Below are 17,553 nucleotides of genomic sequence, written 5' to 3'. Positions count from 1 at the left end.
GGAGTGGCACTCCGCATCGTACCGGAGCGCCACTCCGGTACGTGCGGGGCGGGCAGCGGAAAGGAAGAGGACGTGGTGCGGGAAGGCGACACGGCGGCAACGGGCGGGGCGGCCCGACCGGGCGCGCCCCGGCGCAGGGACGCCCAGCGCAACCGGGCCCGCCTGGTCGAGGCGGCGAGCGCGCTCTTCGACGAGGTGGGGACGGAGGCGGCGGCGATGAACGACATCGCCCGCCGCGCCGGCGTCGGCCCGGGCACGCTGTGGCGCCACTTCCCGGACAAGGAGACGCTGACGGCCGAGGTCGTCGGCCAGAGCCTGGACGACCTCGCCGACCTGGCCGGCGACCTGCTCAGCGCCCCCGACCAATCGGACGCCCTCGCGCGGTGGGTTGCCGCGCTCGTCCGCCACATCACCCGCTACCGCGGCCTGGCCACCAGCTACGCGCAGGCCGCCCGCGCGGCGGACGGGCCCCTGGGCGCGCGCTGCCAGGCCGTCGAGCGGGCCGCCGCCGAACTCGTGGCGCACGCGCGCGAGCGCGGCCAGGTGCGCGCCGACCTGACCGCGGCGGAACTCATCCAGCTCGCGACGGCGGTCGCCTGGGCCGCCGAGACGACCGCCGGGCCCAACGCCCCGACGCGCCTCCTCGACCTGGTCTTCGACGGCGTACGCCCGCGCTGAACACGCCGCCGCCCCGCCCCGTCCGGCCGACACGGCGGCGGTACGGGGCGGGGCGGGACGAGAGGAGGCCGGCTGCGGCGGGTCGGTCGCGCGCGGGCGTGCGCTGGGCCGCTCACCTCGGTGAGGCGCCGCCGTCACCCACGAAGTCCGCCAGCGGGAAGGCCGCGACGTGCGGCGCGGGCCGGGACACGTACAACTGCGCGTGGTAGTAGCCCTCGTCCTCCTTGCCCCGTGGATCGGCGCCGGCCGCCACCACCCCGGCGATCGCGTGCCGGCGCTCGGCGACATCGGCGAACCGCCGCTGCCTGAAGGTGCGTTCGGGCCCCGCCGTCTCGGTGACGAGCCCGAACCCGCGCAGCGCCTCCGCCACCGGCTCGTACGACACACCACGCAACACGAACGCCGCCACCCACAGCGGGCCCTCGATCGCCCCGGCCAGCCGGGAGACGGTGCGGCTGGTGATGTAGCCGATGCCGCCGGTGACCGTGATCAACCCGGCGTGCGCCACGGCGCGCCGCAGCTCGGGCCCCGGATCGGAGCGCTCCAGGTCCTCCCCGAACGCCTCGTCCAGGAGGCCGGCGGCGCGCGCGTAGCCGACCGCGCACTTCGCCGCGTCGAGCCCGATCACCCGCGCGGCGTCCGGCAACCGCCGCTCGGCGAAGAACCGCCGGTCGCTCGCGATGAGTTGCTCCGACGTCAGGCCGGCCGTCTGCGGGTCGGTATACCGCTCGTACAGCTCGTCCAACGTCACCTTGTGGTTGAGCAACGCGGCGTTGATGCCGTACGAGCAGCACAGGTCCACCACGGTCGGCGGGCGCTCGGCCGGCTGAGCGGTCGACGCGTCGGCCAGGACGCGCGCGGCCAGCAGTTGCTGAAAGACCTCTTGCGCGTGCTGGGGAATCTGGTATGCGAGTGGCCGCAGCGTTCGGAAGTATCCACGGGGATCGGGCAGGTTGTAGATCTCATCGAAGCGGGCCTTTCCGCGCAGTCCGTCGTCCGAATCCACTCGTGCACCGGTCATGGCACCTCGTCTCTCACCAAGGCAGGTGACTCCCACCCGTTTCATGGCTAGTGCCTGAGGTGGGGCGAGGGAACAGTGCGGTGTGGGTTTCGGCCAGGTACGGCCGTCATTCGGTCGCGCCCCGCATAGCGCCGGGGGCATGTGCGCCCCGGCGCCCGGACCGGACCGCCGCGCCCCCCGCGCCACCGTGCGCGACCAGCGTCGATACCGGCCCGCGCGGCCCGCCCCCGAGACGCCCCCCACGGACGACGCCCTTCCGTCCCCAGGCCGCCGCTCCACCCACCAGGAATCGACGGGACTTCGCCCCCGTACGAGCGGCACAAAGAGCCGGCACAATGCGCGAAAAGCCTAAGAAACGAAGGATTTCAGCCGATATAGGCGTCACTTCCCGGAGTACGGGTGCGGATTTCCCTTTACGTCGGGACGCACGCGGCCGGCCCGCCCCTCGCCCCCACCCGCACTCCCGAAGCACACCCGGCGCACCCCGGAACGCACCCGGCGCGCCCAGCCCGCGCCGCGCACGGCAAGCAGGGCGCGCGCGGCGCGCATGGCCCGCTCGTCGCGCGCCAGCCGTGTACCCCGTACGCCCCGCGCATCACGACGACGGGGTACGGGACCGGTCACCGGACGGCCACGGGACCGGGTGCCGGGCGCCGGGCGGCGGCCATAGGGCCGGAGACCCGACGGCCGCGAGATCAGCCGGCCCACGGAACCAGACTCAGGGAGACGAACTCACGTCATCAGCCCCACGGAATCAGTCGAGCACGGCCGCCACGGACTCGATCTCCACGAGCTGGTCCGCGTATCCGAGCACGGTGACCCCCATCAGCGTGCTCGGCACGTCGTGGTCGCCGAACCCGTCCCTGACCACCTTCCAGGCGGTGACCAGGTCGGCCTGGCGCTGCGAGGCCACGAGCACCCGGGTGCTGATGACGTCCGTCAGCTCGGCCCCCGCGTCCGCGAGCGCGGTGCGCAGGTTCTCCAGCGCCTTGGCGGCCTGGCCCGCGTAGTCCCCCACGGCCGCCGTGCTCCCGTCGGCGTTGAGCGGGCAGGCCCCGGCGAGGAAGATCAGCCGCGCGTCGGCGGGCGCGGTGGCGGCGTACGCGTACTCGGCGACGTCGGACAGCGAGGCGGAACGGATGAGACTGACGGCACGGGCCATGGCGCGACTCCTCGCGGGGCAGCGGTCGAAACGGACGGTCACAGCAAACGGTCGCGCCCCACACGCATGGCCGGCGACCGGGCCGGCGACCGGCTACCTGTGCCGGCAACGGGCGGGGCCGACGACGCGCCCACCGGGCGCCTTGCGGCACAGGTCAGCAGGCCACACGGCGTACGGATGGACAGCGCCAGCCTGTCACGCACGGCCATGCCCCAGCCAACGCATTTTCCACTGGCCAGCGAAGCCGGCCCGGGGGCCGAAGCCGGGGGTCGGGTCTTCGCGCGGGCTGGTCCGGGCGCCGGGGCCGAGGCGCCCGCACGTGGGCCGGCCCCGGGCGACGGGGCCCGCCGGCCCGGCGACGTCCGCGTACGTCAGGACCGGCCGCCGCCCAGCGCGCCCACCGCCACGGCCCTGACGTGGGAGCGGAACCAACGGTGCGCGTGGTCAGCGGAGTTACGGGGGTGCCAGGCCATGCCGATGGCCACGGGCGGGAGGCCCAGCGGCAGCGGGAACGTGCGCAGGCCCAGGGCGGCCATGGTCTCGGGCAGCCAGTCGGCGAGGGTGAGCGAGACCAGGTCGCTGGTGCTGGCGAGCATCATCGCGCTGGTGTAGCTGGGCACCACGACGGCCACCCGGCGCCGCAGCTCGCGGCGGGCCAGTTCGGCGTCGATCGGGCCGTGTCGCCGGCCGCGCCGGGACACCCCGATGTGGTCGGCCTCGGCGAAGCGTCGCGCGTCGATCGGCCCGTCGAACAGTGGGTGGCCGCTGCGCGCGACGCCCACCATCGGCACCTCGGTCAGCGTCTCGGCGCGGGTCTCCGGGTCGAGGTGCCCGAGGACGCCCAACTCCAGGTCGGCGTGGCCCTGTCGCAGCGCGGGCCCGCCCTCCAGCGTCTCCGCCAGGAACACCACGTCCACCTGCGGCGCCGCGCCGTGGACCCGTTCGAGCAGCGGCCCGGCGAGGCCGGTCAGCAGCAGGTCGGCGGCCTGGACGGTGAACGTACGCCGCAGACCCGCGACGTCGAACGCGCTCGCCGGCCGGAACAGCGCGTCGGAGCGCCGCACCAGCGCGCTCACCTCCTCGCGCAACTCCAGCGCGCGCGGCGTCGGCACCAACTCCTGGCCCGCCCGGACGAGCAGCGGATCGCCGGCCGCCCGGCGCAGCTTGGCGAGCATCCGGCTGGTGGCGGCGGGCGAGGTGCCCAGCCGCTCGGCCGCCCGCGTCACGCTGTTCTCCTGGAGCAGCGCGTCCAGCGCCCGCAGCAGGTTCAGGTCCATCCCCACACCACCCGTCCAGGGTCATTCCGCTGGGCGCAACAATGCCGTGCCCATCTTTGCATTGCCCGTGGAGTGGCCGACTGCCGAGAGTGGAGTCACCCGCGAACGAGCGGGACAGCAACCCACCGGGAGAACTCCGTGCAGCAGTCCGTCCGCGCCCAGTTGGCAGGCGACGTCGTGGCCGTGGTCAGCCAGAGCGGCCCCACCGTGTCGTTCTACGACGCCGCCACCGACCGGCACCTCGACACCGTCGAGGTCATCGCCGAACCGCACGAACTGTGCTTCGACCCGACCCAGCGCCTCCTGTGGTGCTCCACCGCGTACAACTCCGGCTACTACCACGCCAACACCGGCCGGCGCAGCGAACTCACCGTCATCGACGCCGACACCCGCCGCGTCGTCGAGGTCGTCGACCTCGCCCCCGAGCACGGCCCGCACGGGCTGGCGCTCGACCCCGTACGCGGTCGCCTCTACGTCAGCGTCGAGGGCTCCGCCGACCGCCCCGGCGGCGTCGTCGTCATCGACACCGCGACCCGTCGCCCCATCGGACGCATCGACACCGACGCCCCCGGGCCGCACTGGTTCGTCATCGACCCCACGGGCACCGTGGGCTGCGCCAGCAACAAGGAGGCGCCCTTCGTCTCCGTCGTGGACCTCGAACGCGGCACCCTCACCGCCAAGGTCGAGGTGCCGGGCAGCGAGGGCCTCGCCTTCTCGCCCGACGGTTCGAAGGTGTTCGTCGCCGCCCCGTACGCGGCCTTCGGCCCCACCGGCAACGCCCCCGGCGCCCGCCCCACCCCCGGCGTCCGCGTCATCGACCCGCGGACCGCGACCGTGACCGACACCCTCGCGACCGACCACGTCATGCTCCCGGTGCACGCCACCGCCACCGGCAAACTCCTGGTCGGCGAGGTACGCATGGAGCCCACCCCGGACTCCCAACTCGGCCGACACGCGCCCGGGCGGCTCACCGTCTTCGCCACCGACGACCACGCGCGGCTCGGCAGCGTCGAGGTCGGCCTGGCCCCCCTGACCATCACCTCGTCACCCGACGGCCAGCTCGGCTACGTCGCCTGCGCCGCGTCCTCCACCGTGGACGTGGTCCACCTCGACACGCTGGAACGGCTGACCCGCCTGGAGATCCCCAAGCGGGGCGAGCCCGGCGCACACGGCATGGCCTACATCCCCCGTAACCCGTAGCCGCCAACTCCCTTCACTCCTGGGTCGCACAGGCGAGGGCGCGTGCGCGAGCAGCCACCCACTTGCCCACGCACCCTCCGCCGCGCCATGCCACCTCCCCCGTCAGAGCGCGCGGGCCCCACCACCGCCCCGCACCGCAGTGGATGGCCTCTTCCCCGCTTCAACAGGTGGCCGCCGGCGTCTCGAACGTCGTCCGCCCCGCAACCTGTGTCAGGCCCACGTCACGTGGGTCGGTAGTCCCAGAAGCAGTAGGCGCAGGCCCCTCGCCCCTCCCCCCGCGCCTCGGCCAGCACGACGCGGCGCGGGGGGTGGTTCTCCATGCCCAGGCGAAGCGCGTAGTGCTGCCCCTCCCGCAGGGCCTTGCACCCCGACGAGCGATGGAAGACCGAACCCCCCGCCGTCACGAAGACGTGCTTCACGAGCCCCTCGGGAGCGGGCGCGCAGTCCACGCACTGCCCAACGACCATGTCATGCATGCATCGTTCACTCATACCGCGAGGCTAACCGGGCCCACTGACACTGGAGTTGGCCCGCCCGTCGACACCTACGCCCGGCGCGCGGCCGACGACAAACGGAACGCTTCACCCCGCCCGGCGGGTCACACCGCCCGGTTGCCCTTCGGCTTTCCGTGCTGCTCCGGCGTGCCATGCGGCGGTGGGTGGATGGGCTCGGTCGACGTGGCCGGCGACACGGGCGAACCCGCGCGCCGCGGCGGCGCCTGCGGACGCGGCGCGCGGGGTCGGCCCCCGTCGGCTCGGCCCCGGACGCCAACTGCTCCAGCCGCGTGGTGAGCAGTTCGACCACGGCGGTACGTTGCCCGTGGTCCCGCTCGTACGCCAGCAGAGTCCGCAACTCCGTCGCGTCCAGGGCGCGGATGCGGTGCTGGAGTTCCCCGAGGGGGAGCCCGTCGTAGTCGGGCAGCGGAAGGTCGCTGCGGTTCGCTTCGCTCATCGTCGTTCGTCCTCCTCGCGTCGAGGGTGGTGGTACCACCGCCCCGGGTTCCCGCCCGGCCGACGGCGGCACGTGGCGCCGCCGAAGGGGCGGCTGGAATCGGCGGGGCGTCGCCGAAGGGGCTGCGGGCGGCGGGGGCCGGCTCCGAGGTGACCTGCGGCGCCGCCCGCCCCGGCCACCATCCTTCGGTGAGTCGCCGTGTCGCCCGACGCGCCTCTACTTCCCGCGCGGACTGCCTCACGACTATCGCGAGCGACTGCTCGCACCACACCCCCGCGCGCCAACCCCACGGATTCGCTGGGCCCGGGTGCCCACACCGCAAGGCCGACAAACGCACCACGCTCCCCCGTGTGCTCAGCCGCCCCCGGGGTACCCGCCAACCACTCGAACCCGGACAAGCGGCACACACCACACCACCAGCACACCCCCACGAACGGAGGGACGATGACGACTCCCGAGGAGAGCCGCCGCAAGACCTCGAAGACGGACGACGTGCTCGGCGACCCGGACACGCACCAGAAGGACGAAGAGCAAACCCCCGGCGCGACGGGCCGAACCCTGCGCGAGGCGATGGACGAGGCCAACATCACCCCCGACGACTACGAGCAGGAGCCCGACGACGACCAAGGCTCGCGCCCCTGACCCTCGCCCGGCCCTCTCCCTCTCCGCCCGCCACCCGACGCCTCCCGCCAGGGCTCCGCGCCCGTACGACCGCCACGCTCACGAGCACCAGGCCGGCGCCGAGCCGGGCCGGGTCGGGCCGGCCTGAGCCGGCGCGTAGCCGCTCCCGGGCCAGCGCGTGGCCGTTGCGGGCGGTGAGCGCGCAGCCGCCTCCGGGCCCGGCACGGTGGGGCATCACCTCGCGCACTGGCGCCGTACCTGGCCGCTGGTTGTCGCTGCTGTCCGTGCTCGTTGATGTCAACGTTGGATGTCAGCGGAACAGACCCGGGACCGGGCAGACCTCCAATGGTTCGTCCGGCCGGTCTGCCCACCTCCACCAGCTATGCCGATCGGCACACCGCCACAGCGACCGGCAGGTTCGCCGGCCGTCGTCCTCCCATTTGACGAGGACAAGGCGGCCGGACTTCATGGGCTGGCTGCACTCCGGACAGGTCGGGGAGCCTCGTCGGTCGTATAGGGCGCCCTACCGGAGCGACCGCTTCGTCCCGAAGCAATGTGGGTGGGCGCTCGACCAGGGGCCGGTGCGCCTCTTACCTGCTGCGATGGTCCGCAGATGTGTGCAGGTGTCCGCCGCTGTTTGCCGGCGTTATCACGCAGTTAGACACTCCGGGTGCTTGATCTCAGGCCACCGCTGGGCCAGCTCCATGGCGTTCATAGAGCTGCTTCACTTGCTTGACCCTTAAGCCGAACTTCTCATCTGCCGATGCGCTCATGGGTAGAAGCTGGAGCTCCTTGGCCAACTGATAGAAGCCAGAGCCAGCGTCGTTGGCACCCAGGTAGTTCACCAGGGCCGAGAGCATGAGAGGCGGGTTTGAGGGGGCGATCTCCTGGTCTCGTTCCACGATCAGTCCGAGCAGATGCCCCATCGCGGCTCGCTCGTCAACACGCTCGAAGCCGAAGGGACGGCAACCTGTTCGCCTGGCCAGAGTCACGTTGAGCTCGGTGTACGAGGTGAGCTTGCCCCGCTTTGCTCGCTCGACGAGAAAGTCATGACCGACATGTACCAGCTCGTCCCACTCACTGTCCGCGCGGCCGTATCCAGACATCCCCGCTCCCTGCGCTACATCGATCCGTGAGCGGGAACGTACAGTGCCGGCGTAGTGCCCACAATCGCTCGATGGGCTAATCACTGCTGCTCCAGGTCACGGCGAGAAACACCCCATCTTGCCTGGGCCCAGGCTTGAGCGGTAACCCGTTTGGTCGGGGGACTGTGACCGGGGGTTCGCTACTGACTGCGTTGTCGACTGTCACTGGCGGTCGTCGCCGAGTGACCTCGGGGAGCGCCGGATGGCCCAGGGGGAGCCCAGGGGTCGCCCCCGGGAAGCGAGCCCACTTCCTCGACCGACAGCCCCCTCCGACAGCTGCCATACGTTCGAAGGAGCGCTCACGACGCTTCGGCGGCCACAACCTTCATGTCGGGTCAAACAGACGGCATATTTGGTTTAGCCTCGCCGCAGGTACCGTTAGCATGACCACATGGAGAGCATCAAGTCAGACTGGTGGATGGAAAACGGCCTGCACGAATTCACCGAGAGCGGCCACGGAAAAAACGGTATTAACGATTACGATCGAGCAATGATCTCGCGAGCCGAAGCCTCTTTCAACCATGCGGCATATCGTCTCTCTAATCATCACGGCGACTACGACCGGATCGACGCCGTCCTAGCCCTCAAGCGCGCCGTTGACGCGCGACTGGAACACCTGAACTCGATATATGACTTCAGCCAGTATCCCGAGTCGAAAAATTTCGGCCGCCTTGGCCTCCTCGAAAATTGGGGCGTAATCCTTCAACGTACGCTCCGCCGCCTCCGACGGCTACGCAACGCAGTTGAGCACGATGGGGCAGAGCCGCCTACTTTGGACGAGTGCGAAGACTATCGGGAAGTTTGCTGGTGGTTCCTGAAGGGAACCATCGACTATCTCTCGCCTCTCGACAGCTACGACTTCTCCTGGAATGAGAGCTCTGGATCTTTTTCCATCGACTACAGCCCCTTGGCCGTCACTCTGTTCGGAGATTTCACGCCAGAACTCCTCTCAGACAGTCAGATCGACGGATGGATCAAGCTGAACACACTCGAAAATCCCGCACCTCGCCAACCAGACTCCATCCAGATGCTCCCCATAGAGAGGGCAGGAAGAGGCAGGTATCTCGTTCGCGCAGAAGTAGCAGATCAGGATTCACGACTGGAATTTCTAAAATTCTCCATGGACTACTTCGGGATGACGACACGAAGGTTCGACTAACACTGGCCCATGCTGCAAATGCTAATGCGAGCGAATCTCGTAGATTGTAAGCTCACAATACCGTAGAGGGTTGCCCGGTCCTTGTTTCAGATCACCGGAGGCGCCGTGAGCGATAACGACTTCCTGCAAGGCGATGACCTCGATGCGTACAAGGTGGCCCCGACTGGACTCTGCTGGTGGTGCGGAGCAGTCGCAGACTCGCAAGAGCATAAGTTCAAGCTAAAGAACTTGAAGCGACTTTCTCAAGGCTCTGAAGGGAATCTAGTATGGGTGGGTGGCGAGTTCCGCCGGGAGATTCGCTCCATCAAGAAGTCCCAGCATGTGAGATTTCGAGCAAATCTCTGCGCTTCGTGCAATAATGCTAGGAGTCAGCCCTTCGGCTTTGCCTATGACGGCTTCGTTGACTACTTGTGGAGCCATGGGCGGCGCCTCCATCGCTCCCGGTATGTCGACATGAAGCGCATCTATGGCGATGATTGGTCCACGCAGGCACTCAATCTCGCTCGATACTTTGTGAAGCAGATCGGTTGTCGTGTTGAGCATGATGGCTACCCAGTCCCTCCGGAGTTCGTCGACTTTCTGAATGGGGCCAATCGAGTCCCGAGTGTGCACATGGTGATGTACAAAGATTCAGCACTCTGGGAGCTGCATAAGGGCTCGCGGAAGAGCGAGGATTGGATAATCGGTGAGGGATTCGGCCCTATGACGGGAGCGGTAAGCCGGTCAAAAGGGCGGTTGGTGATGTTTTCAAGTTCCATGACGGTGGGGTACATCGGTGTGATGTATCGGTGGGAATGGAATTTGTCGGATGCAGATCCGTTCTATGTCTACCGTAAGGCCCGATTGTATCGACGGGATAAGCTACCTGACTTCTAGGCGGTTAAGGGCTGTGGTGGGTGGCGCAGCAGCCGAGAGGGTGGCAGAGTCTCAATGCCCAAGTAGGCTGGGTTGTTACCCATATGCCCAACCGTTCATTTGGGGTGGCATGCTCTACATCGAAAGCTCTTCACATATCATCAGATGAAGGTCTGTCGAAGCTTCTGAAATTTCCTCCAAAATATCCCGCCGCTTCAAGTCTGCCGGAAGAGGGAACGGTGCTTCCTCGATTTCATCACACCAGTCGACCACATGGTAAAAGATTGCTCCAGCCAAATCAGAAACTTCTGAATCACCCCAGGCCGATTGAAAGTCGGCTGCAGCGCCGATCGCCCATGCGAGCTTATTCACTGCATCCGACTTCCCTTTTTCGATTTTCTCGCGTGTTGAAGATCGACGAGACTTGATTTCCGCATACTCCACCTCGGCCGGAAGCCACTCCGCGAGCCTCTCCCTCAGCTCCTGGTAAGCAGCAAGCAGCTTGGCTTGCCCGTTTCGATTGACAAGGTTGACCGTCAGGAGGGAATTCAAGTTCGCCTTGTATCGACGCATGGCCTTTCGATCTATAGGGCCATGCGGGTCATCGAAACGGGTGTGACACGTCGGGCATAGCGCAATTAGATTTTTGAACTCATGCTTTCGCGTTTTCGCCCACGGGATAATGTGCGCAATCTCGACAGGCGTAGACTTACAAGTCGGAATCGCGCAGCGATGGCCAGCTTCAATGAGTACTCGTCGGCGTAGCTCGCTCGGAATTTTCGGTCTCGACGTTGCCACGCCAAGCATGTTAATCATATGCACTGACAGAAGGCCTACCTTTCAACAGCAAGCCCCCAACTCCCATCCCGTCCGCCGTCAACCCACACACCGTGGAGCGGGCGCGGTGCCGGGCGTCCAGGTGGAGCGCGCCACTGTACGAACGACCTGGATGCCCGGTGCCGTGTCTGCTCGGCTCTGCCTGGGTCGGCGGTGGACGGGATGGGAGCTCCACGCGCACCACGACGCGCCCGCACTCGGCGACGGCGCCCCCTTCCCCCGGTGCCGGCCGATCCCCCGCCGGAGGCATCGTTCTGACCGTGGTGGCTCCGGGTCGGGACTCGCCTCGCGGGGTTCGACTCATCCATGCACGCGCGGCACGGACACCGGCCGGGCTGGAGCGGGGCGGAGACAGGAGCGCAGGCCCGGCCGGGGGCCGGGCCGCGTGCGGGGAGCGGAGCGAGCCGCCTTGAACCTGTAGAGAAGGTTGTTACTCACCCTCCCCCGGCTCGTGCTGGCGCGCGGCGCGTTCGCGCTCGATGGCGGCCAGGATGCTTTGCGTTCCGCGCAGTTGGGCCTGGAGCCGGTTCAGCACGTCCTCGCGAGCGGAGCGGATCAGGTGGTCGGTGGATGACCGGTCTTCGACGCTTCCGGCCGGGGTCCAGAACGTCTTGTGGCTGTTGTTGCGGACGATGCCCTGGCAGGTGCGGATGACCCAGTTCATCGTGGTGGTGAGTTCGTACCGGTGGCGCTGGTCCTGGTCGCCGTCGTCGTTCGGGGTGGGCTTCGTCATCACCGGGTCGCCTCGCGGGTCATGGGTGCGTGATCGTCCTCGTGCTCACCCAACGTCGGTGTGGCCAGTTCGGCGGTGACGGTGCGGCCGTACGCGTTGCCGGTGACGTGGAGGCGGTGGGCCAGGATCGTGACGATCTCCAGGCCACGGCCGCGAGTGGCGCCAGCCGTCGCCCCCGCGCGGTGGGGGGCCGTGATGCTGCCGGCGTCGGTGACCGAGATGCTGACCCCCGCGCGCGAGAGCGTGAGCGAGATGTGGAAGACGCCGAGGTGGGAGCCGCTGTCGGTGTGGGTGAGGGCGTTGGTGGTCAGTTCGCTGACGACCAGTTCGGCGTCGGCGAGGCAGGGATGGTCGCGCAGGATCTCGCGGGTCCACTGGCGGGCGCGGGGGATCTCCTCCACGGAACATGAGCAGATACGGCCCCACACTCGTGGTTCACTCATATACTCGTCCATACAAGTTCCTCCATGCTGGTAGGCGGCCATGTGCGGTGGGTTCGTGCTAGACGAGTCGTACGCCGTCGTGAGCGCGGATGGCTGGCGGGGAAGCGTTGTCGAGTGCGTCGAGGACGCGGATCGCGTATGCCTCGTCGGCCAGCTCGGAGACCTCTTCGCGGGTGGCCCAGCGCAGTGCCCGGGTTTCCGCTCCGGTGGTCGGGGTGCCGTCGATCGCCTCGCACCGGAAGACCAGGGAAACGATCAACCCGGTCATGTTCTTGTAGACGCCGGTCAGGGTCGCCGGAAGCGCGATCTTGATACCGGTTTCTTCGAGGACTTCGCGTTGCAGCGCGTCGGAGATCGTTTCTTCGCGTTCGAGCACGCCGCCGGGCGGTTCCCACTTACCGTTGTCCCGCCGCTTGATCAGCAGAGCTCGTCCCGCGTCGTCCACGATGACTCCGGCGACGCTCACGGAGTGCGGGCGGTCAGTGCTCACGTTGCTCTGCCCTCTCGGCTGACTAGGCTCTCCACCGTAGCAACACGGGTCAGCCGCTCGTCTAGATACCTAAAGGAGTACGCATCATGCCTCCTCTCGCCTCGGGCCTCCTGGGCGCGCTGGACCCGACCAGCGACCGTGCGGTCTTCCGCCAGATCGCCGACCAGCTCCGCGAAGCGATCGACAAGGGCCGCTTCCGGGAGGGCGACAAGCTGCCGTCGGAGACGGAACTGGTGGATCACTTCGGGGTCTCGCGGATGACCGTCCGCAACGCGCTGTCGCTGTTGCAGCAGGAGGGACTGGCCGTGTCCGAGCACGGCAAGGGCGTCTTCGTGCGGCCCCGGCCTCCGGTGCGGCGGCTGGCTTCCGACCGGTTCGCGCGGCGCCACCGCGAGCAGGGCAAGTCGGCGTTCACGGTGGAGGCGGAAGCCGCGGGCAGTCGTCCCGAGGTGGACGGCCTGGAGGTGAAGGAGGAGCGGCCCTCGCCCGACATCTCCGCCCGGCTCGGCTCCCCCCGCAAGGTCCTGGCCCGCCGCCGTCGCTATCTGCTCGATGGCCGACCGGTGGAGTTCGCCACCTCCTACCTGCCGCTGGACCTGGCCCGCAACACCCCCATCGCCCAGCCCAACCCCGGCCCCGGCGGCATCTACGCCCGGCTGGAGGAGATGGGCCACCGCCTCGACCACTTCGACGAGGAGATCCGCGCCCGCATGCCCACCCCGGCCGAGGTGCGCACCCTCCGACTGGCCTCCGGCGTTCCCGTCATCCACCTCGTGCGGACCGCGTACGACGCCGACGGGCGCGCGGTGGAGGTGTGCGACACCGTGATGGCCGCCGACGCGTACGTGTTGGCCTATCAACTCCCCGCCACCTGACGCGCGCTGGCCCCCTGCCGCCCCTCCTGACTCGTACACCCAATCACGCATACTCGTATAGACGAGTGGGTAAGTCGTGTGGCACAGTGATGGCCGGGCCCACTATCGCGGGTTCGAGTCCCGTCACTCATCTAGACAACTAGATGCCCTTGTGTACGTGAGGAGAGAACGGTTGCGTTCCATACGAGTCGAGACGACCGGCGCCACGATCCTGCTGACCGAGGCGCCGGAGCCGAAGGTCAAGGACCGGCAGACCGGTGAGATCGCCAAGGACGCGGTCAGCGGTGAGGCGCTGATGAAGCTCGGCGTGGTCTACATCGCGGGCGGGGAATCGTCCCTGGTGCAGGTCACCGTGCCGGAGAGCGGGGTCACGGACGGGCTGACGCTCGGTGCGCCCGTGACGCTGATCGGGCTGGTGGCGCGCCCCTGGGAGAGCGTGTTCAACGGCCAGCAGCGGCACGGCATCGCCTTCCGGGCCGACGCCATCGCCCCCGCCGCCGCTCTGAGCGCGCACGAGGCGGCCTGAGCTCCATGGCCGACGTGACGACGACCCTGATGGAGGTGGGCGGGCCGGTAGCCGCGTCGGTCGGTGGCGCCGCCTACCTCCGGGCCAAGCACCCGGCCGCGTACTGGTCGACGATGGGCCTGCCGGTCTCTGCCGTGCGCCTGCTGGCCTCGTACGGATCGGTCATGGACGCCTGTGGGCTGGCCGTACCGCCCTCGCGGCTGCGCGCCTGGGCCACGCACACGCTCACCCGCCGCGAGGTACGACCCGTCCCGCCCCGGCGGGGCATGCTCCGCCCGTCCACGACCGGCTTACGGTTGCGGCTGCGCCTGGCCCCGGGCCAGGAACCGGCGGATGTCGCCGCCTCCGCCGAACGACTGCGCCACGCCTGGGGCGTGCACGCGGTGTACGTCTCGACGGTGCGGCCGGGCGTGGTGGAGTTGCGGTTGGTCGGTTACGACGTGCTGCGCAAGGTCCGCATGCCGCGCGAGGCTGGTGACGGTGGCCTGCTGTCGGTGCCGGTGGCGCTGCGGGAGGACGCGACGCCGTTCGTACGGGACTACCGGGCCGTTCCGCACGGGCTCACGCTCGGCGCGACGCTGTCGGGGAAGTCCATGTTCCTGCGCCACCTGATCGCTGGCCTGGCCCGGCAACCGGTCGCGCTGGTCGGCATCGACTGCAAGCGCGGCGTCGAACTGGCCCCGTTCGCCCCGCGCCTGTCCGCGCTGGCCACCGACCCGGCGCAGGCCGGCGAGTTGCTGCCCGCCCTCATCGACCTGATGGAGGACCGCTACGACCTGATCAAGGCCCGACAGGGCATCGCCCCCACCACCCCGGACGAGGAGATCACCTCCGACATCTGGGGCCTGCCGGAGGACGAACGCCCCGTTCCCGTCGTGCTGTTGGTGGACGAGGTGGCGGAACTCTTCCTCGTCGCCACCCGCAAGGACGAGGAACGGCGAGACGAGATGGTCACCCAGCTCATCCGCCTCGCCCAACTCGGCCGTGCCGCCGGCATCTACCTGGAGGTGTGCGGGCAGCGCTTCGGTGCCGAACTGGGCAAGGGTGCCACGATGCTGCGGGCCCAGTTGACTGGGCGCGTCTGCCATCGCGTCAACGACGAGGCGTCCGCCAAAATGGCACTCGGCGACATCGCCCCCGAAGCGGTCGGCGCGGCCTGCGCCATCCCGCCGAACATGCCGGGCCTCGCCGTTGCCGGAGACACCTCCGGCGGCTGGACCCGCATCCGCACCCCGTACCTCCCGCTCATGAATGCCGCCGCCACCTGCCGCGACTTCGCCCACCTGGCGCCCGACCTGCCCGCGCTCAAAGCCTTCCGGCCCCGCGTACCCGCCTCACCGGTAAGCGCTCCGGCGACGCTGCTCAAGCCGCTCCCCGCCGCCGACTGACGTTCGCTCGCTGCCCGTTCGCCGTACCCGATCCGTACGCCACGTCCCTACCCCGCCATGCCCGAATCCCGTGAGGAGGCTGCTCGTGCGCGCTCACCTGGCGCGGATCGACGCGGTGCTCGTACAGGCGGTCATCGCCGCCGCGCTGTCCTTCGCCCACCTGCACGACCTGGCCTCGGCGGGTGGCCAACACGGCTGGAAAGCCTGGGCCTACCCGGTCTCCGTGGACCTGCTGATGGTCGCGGCCTGGCGACGCCTGCGAACGGGGGAGGGCTCGGCCAGGACGGCGGGCTGGTGCTGGTTCCTGATCGCTGGCCGCGTCGCTGGGCGCCAACATCGCCACCGCCGGCCTGCTCGACCTGGGCGACGTACCCGCCTGGCTGCGCATCCTCGTCGCCGGGTGGCCGGCGGTGGCCTTCCTCGGCGGGACGTTGCTGGCCCACGACCCGGCTTCGGACACAGCCGTCGGACAAGACCGGCGACCGCCTGCCATGAGGCAGACCCCCCGCGAGAAGCGACAGGCTGGCGCGGTCGCCGGACCACTCGAAACCCGCCGCCCGACGCGACTGGGCGCCCAGTCACGGGAGGAGAGCAGGCCAACCATAGCGACAACGTTGAGCAGCCGCACGTGCAGCACGAGCCGGTTCCACAGCGCCGCGTTGTCAACCAGGCGCCTGCGCAGACGACTTCGCCTCCCTCGGCCAATCCGCCGCCCGCCCTGGTCAACCACGCCCGCAAGCTCGCCGCCGACCACCACGCCCGTACCGGCTCGCCCATCGACCGCGACACCCTGCGCGCCCGCCTCGGCGTCCTCGCGCCCCTGGCCGCATCGGCCCGGTCCGCCGCACGTTCCTGCCGATGTGCCCCGCAGGAGGAGCGCGGCGACGGCCAAGGGAGCCCACCGCGTCCTGCGGACCGCGCTCACCTCGGCCCGCCGGGAAGAACTCGTCACGCGCAACGTCGCCGCTCTCGTGGAGGCACCGAAAGTGATCAGCCGGGACCTGACGCCATGGACGCTGGACGAGACGCTGACGTTCCTCGAAGCGGCTCGCCGCGACCCGCTGTACGCGGCGTTCGTGCTCGCCATCGCCATGGGCCTACGGCGTGGTGAGGTGCTGGGGCTGCGCTGGTCGGACGTGGACCTGAACCAGCGGTTCATGAGTCAGCAACCAGGTGCAGCGCATCGGCGGAGAGCTGCACCAGGGCACCACCAAGACGGGGAAGGCCCGTCCGGTGCCGCTGCCGCTCATCTGCCTGGCCGCCCTGCGCTGGCACCGGCTGCGGCAGGCCGGGAAGCCTGACCCGGCCGGGCTGGTCTTCACCACGCGTACGGGCCGTCCGGTGGAGCCCCGGAACCTCAACCGTTCGTTCTCCCGGCTCACCGCCACCGCCGGCCTCCGCCCGATCCGGTTGCACGACGCCCGTCACGGATGCGCGACCCTGCTCACCGCCGCCGGCGTGGCGCCCCGCGTGCTGATGGAGATCCTTGGCCACAGCCAGATCAGCATGACCATGGACGTGTACACGCACGTCACACAGGACACGCAGCGCGAGGCCATCAACCACATGGACCGGCTGTTGAAGCGTCGCCCCGGTCGCCCTGACGGCCACGCCTGACCAGGGCCGTTCAGCCACGTTGATGTCAATCGTGGATGTCAACGCACGGCAAACGCCCCGGACCGACCCACGGTCCGGGGCGTTTCGCGCTGGTCAGCGCACAGAGCCGACTGTCGGGTTCGAACCGACGACCTTCGCTTTACAAGAGCGGTGCTCTACCAACTGAGCTAAGTCGGCGCGTCCCCAGCAGTGTACCCACGCCCACGGCGTGCCCCCGCCGCGATTTCCCCAGACCCGCGGACCGACCAACCCGAGCCCGAGCCCCCGCCCACACACGCCCGCCCGCACCCACCCCGCACCCGCCCGTGGCCGCGCGCCGCACCCCGCCCCACCACCGAACCCCCAGTCACCCACCCCAGCCACCCCCCACGAACCCACCACCCACCGCCCACCCAGCACACCCGAACCAAACCCACCCACCACCCACCACCCACCGCCTGCGCCCGCCCCCACCCATCACACCCACCAACCGCACCCACCCCCACCAGCCGGCCCTCCAGACACCTCCACCCAGCACACCCACCCGTCCCCACCACCTGAAACTTCTCCGGCGGTGGCTACTGACACGGGGCCCC

At 69.3% G+C, this 17,553-nt stretch carries 17 protein-coding genes, 1 tRNA gene and 3 pseudogenes; 10 read left to right on the top strand and 11 right to left on the bottom strand.

Translation table 11 applies throughout. The features are described from left to right. Positions 1–3 precede the first annotated feature (3 nt). A complete protein-coding gene (locus H7H31_RS19785; protein WP_187117984.1) occupies positions 4–678 on the top strand; it encodes a TetR/AcrR family transcriptional regulator in 675 nt (224 codons plus the stop codon). A gap of 112 nt (positions 679–790) precedes the next feature. On the opposite strand, the gene H7H31_RS19780 is transcribed toward H7H31_RS19785, so the two are convergent. From H7H31_RS19780 to H7H31_RS19770, 3 genes are all read right to left on the bottom strand, one after another. Next, complete coding sequence (locus tag H7H31_RS19780) at positions 791–1,699, bottom strand: hypothetical protein (protein WP_187060060.1); 909 nt, start codon at positions 1,697–1,699, stop codon at positions 791–793. A gap of 754 nt (positions 1,700–2,453) precedes the next feature. Beyond that, on the bottom strand, positions 2,454–2,861 hold the full coding sequence (locus tag H7H31_RS19775) for a RidA family protein (protein ID WP_187062378.1): 408 nt from the start codon (positions 2,859–2,861) through the stop codon (positions 2,454–2,456). Between the two features lie 371 nt (positions 2,862–3,232). After that, the gene (locus tag H7H31_RS19770; protein ID WP_187062377.1) at positions 3,233–4,138 is read right to left on the bottom strand and encodes a LysR family transcriptional regulator; all 906 of its coding nucleotides are present in this window, start codon (positions 4,136–4,138) and stop codon (positions 3,233–3,235) included. A gap of 138 nt (positions 4,139–4,276) precedes the next feature. Here H7H31_RS19770 and H7H31_RS19765 point away from each other — a divergent pair, with 138 nt between their 5' ends. Next, positions 4,277–5,338 carry a YncE family protein gene (locus tag H7H31_RS19765; protein ID WP_187062376.1) on the top strand — a complete coding sequence of 354 codons (1,062 nt, stop codon included), beginning with the start codon at positions 4,277–4,279 and terminating at the stop codon, positions 5,336–5,338. Between the two features lie 221 nt (positions 5,339–5,559). Here H7H31_RS19765 and H7H31_RS19760 read toward each other — a convergent pair whose 3' ends face one another. Beyond that, positions 5,560–5,829, bottom strand: a complete 270-nt coding sequence (locus H7H31_RS19760; protein WP_187089258.1) for a hypothetical protein — start codon at positions 5,827–5,829, stop codon at positions 5,560–5,562. Positions 5,830–6,733: 904 nt separating this feature from the next. Here H7H31_RS19760 and H7H31_RS19755 point away from each other — a divergent pair. Continuing rightward, positions 6,734–6,931, top strand: coding sequence for a hypothetical protein (locus tag H7H31_RS19755; RefSeq protein WP_187062374.1), 198 nt, complete (start codon positions 6,734–6,736; stop codon positions 6,929–6,931). Positions 6,932–7,590: 659 nt separating this feature from the next. Here the strand turns inward: H7H31_RS19755 and H7H31_RS19750 are convergent. Beyond that, on the bottom strand, positions 7,591–8,016 hold the full coding sequence (locus H7H31_RS19750; protein ID WP_187062373.1) for a hypothetical protein: 426 nt from the start codon (positions 8,014–8,016) through the stop codon (positions 7,591–7,593). A gap of 430 nt (positions 8,017–8,446) precedes the next feature. On the opposite strand from H7H31_RS19750, the gene H7H31_RS19745 reads away from it, so the two are divergent. Beyond that, complete coding sequence (locus H7H31_RS19745; protein ID WP_187062372.1) at positions 8,447–9,214, top strand: hypothetical protein; 768 nt, start codon at positions 8,447–8,449, stop codon at positions 9,212–9,214. Between the two features lie 105 nt (positions 9,215–9,319). After that, a complete protein-coding gene (locus H7H31_RS19740; RefSeq protein ID WP_187062371.1) occupies positions 9,320–10,090 on the top strand; it encodes a hypothetical protein in 771 nt (256 codons plus the stop codon). Positions 10,091–10,204: 114 nt separating this feature from the next. Here H7H31_RS19740 and H7H31_RS34115 read toward each other — a convergent pair whose 3' ends face one another. The 5 genes and pseudogenes from H7H31_RS34115 to H7H31_RS19720 all read right to left on the bottom strand — a co-directional run bounded on the left by H7H31_RS34115 (position 10,205) and on the right by H7H31_RS19720 (position 12,548). Next, on the bottom strand, positions 10,205–10,621 hold the full coding sequence (locus tag H7H31_RS34115; RefSeq protein ID WP_232109968.1) for a hypothetical protein: 417 nt from the start codon (positions 10,619–10,621) through the stop codon (positions 10,205–10,207). 60 nt (positions 10,622–10,681) lie between these two features. After that, a pseudogene (locus H7H31_RS35035) lies at positions 10,682–10,876 on the bottom strand (HNH endonuclease); the annotation flags it as partial. Positions 10,877–11,336: 460 nt separating this feature from the next. After that, entirely contained in the window at positions 11,337–11,639 is a 303-nt protein-coding gene (locus tag H7H31_RS19730) for a hypothetical protein (RefSeq protein WP_187062370.1), read from the bottom strand. Continuing rightward, a complete protein-coding gene (locus tag H7H31_RS19725; RefSeq protein WP_332112641.1) occupies positions 11,639–12,040 on the bottom strand; it encodes an ATP-binding protein in 402 nt (133 codons plus the stop codon). The genes H7H31_RS19730 and H7H31_RS19725 overlap by 1 nt, the downstream gene beginning before the upstream one ends. Positions 12,041–12,140: 100 nt before the next feature. Beyond that, positions 12,141–12,548: an NUDIX hydrolase gene (locus H7H31_RS19720; protein WP_187062379.1), complete on the bottom strand. Its 408-nt coding sequence runs from the start codon at positions 12,546–12,548 to the stop codon at positions 12,141–12,143. Between the two features lie 110 nt (positions 12,549–12,658). Between H7H31_RS19720 and H7H31_RS19715 the strand changes: the two genes are divergently transcribed. From H7H31_RS19715 to H7H31_RS19695, 5 genes and pseudogenes are all read left to right on the top strand, one after another. Next, positions 12,659–13,447, top strand: a complete 789-nt coding sequence (locus H7H31_RS19715; protein WP_187062368.1) for a GntR family transcriptional regulator — start codon at positions 12,659–12,661, stop codon at positions 13,445–13,447. A gap of 172 nt (positions 13,448–13,619) precedes the next feature. Continuing rightward, entirely contained in the window at positions 13,620–13,973 is a 354-nt protein-coding gene (locus H7H31_RS19710; RefSeq protein ID WP_187062367.1) for an SCO3933 family regulatory protein, read from the top strand. 5 nt (positions 13,974–13,978) lie between these two features. Next, entirely contained in the window at positions 13,979–15,361 is a 1,383-nt protein-coding gene (locus H7H31_RS19705; RefSeq protein ID WP_187062366.1) for an FtsK/SpoIIIE domain-containing protein, read from the top strand. Between the two features lie 85 nt (positions 15,362–15,446). Further along, positions 15,447–16,187 (top strand): annotated as a pseudogene (locus H7H31_RS19700) (DUF2637 domain-containing protein); the annotation flags it as partial. A 40-nt stretch (positions 16,188–16,227) separates the two neighbouring features. Continuing rightward, a pseudogene (locus H7H31_RS19695) lies at positions 16,228–16,978 on the top strand (tyrosine-type recombinase/integrase); the annotation flags it as partial. Positions 16,979–17,082: 104 nt separating this feature from the next. Here the strand turns inward: H7H31_RS19695 and H7H31_RS19690 are convergent. Beyond that, a tRNA-Thr gene (locus tag H7H31_RS19690) sits at positions 17,083–17,155 on the bottom strand. Positions 17,156–17,553 lie beyond the last annotated feature (398 nt).

This window comes from Streptomyces buecherae (genome assembly GCF_014295035.1).
GTDB lineage: Bacteria > Actinomycetota > Actinomycetes > Streptomycetales > Streptomycetaceae > Streptomyces > Streptomyces youssoufiensis.
This window is presented reverse-complemented; position numbering and strand designations above follow the sequence as displayed.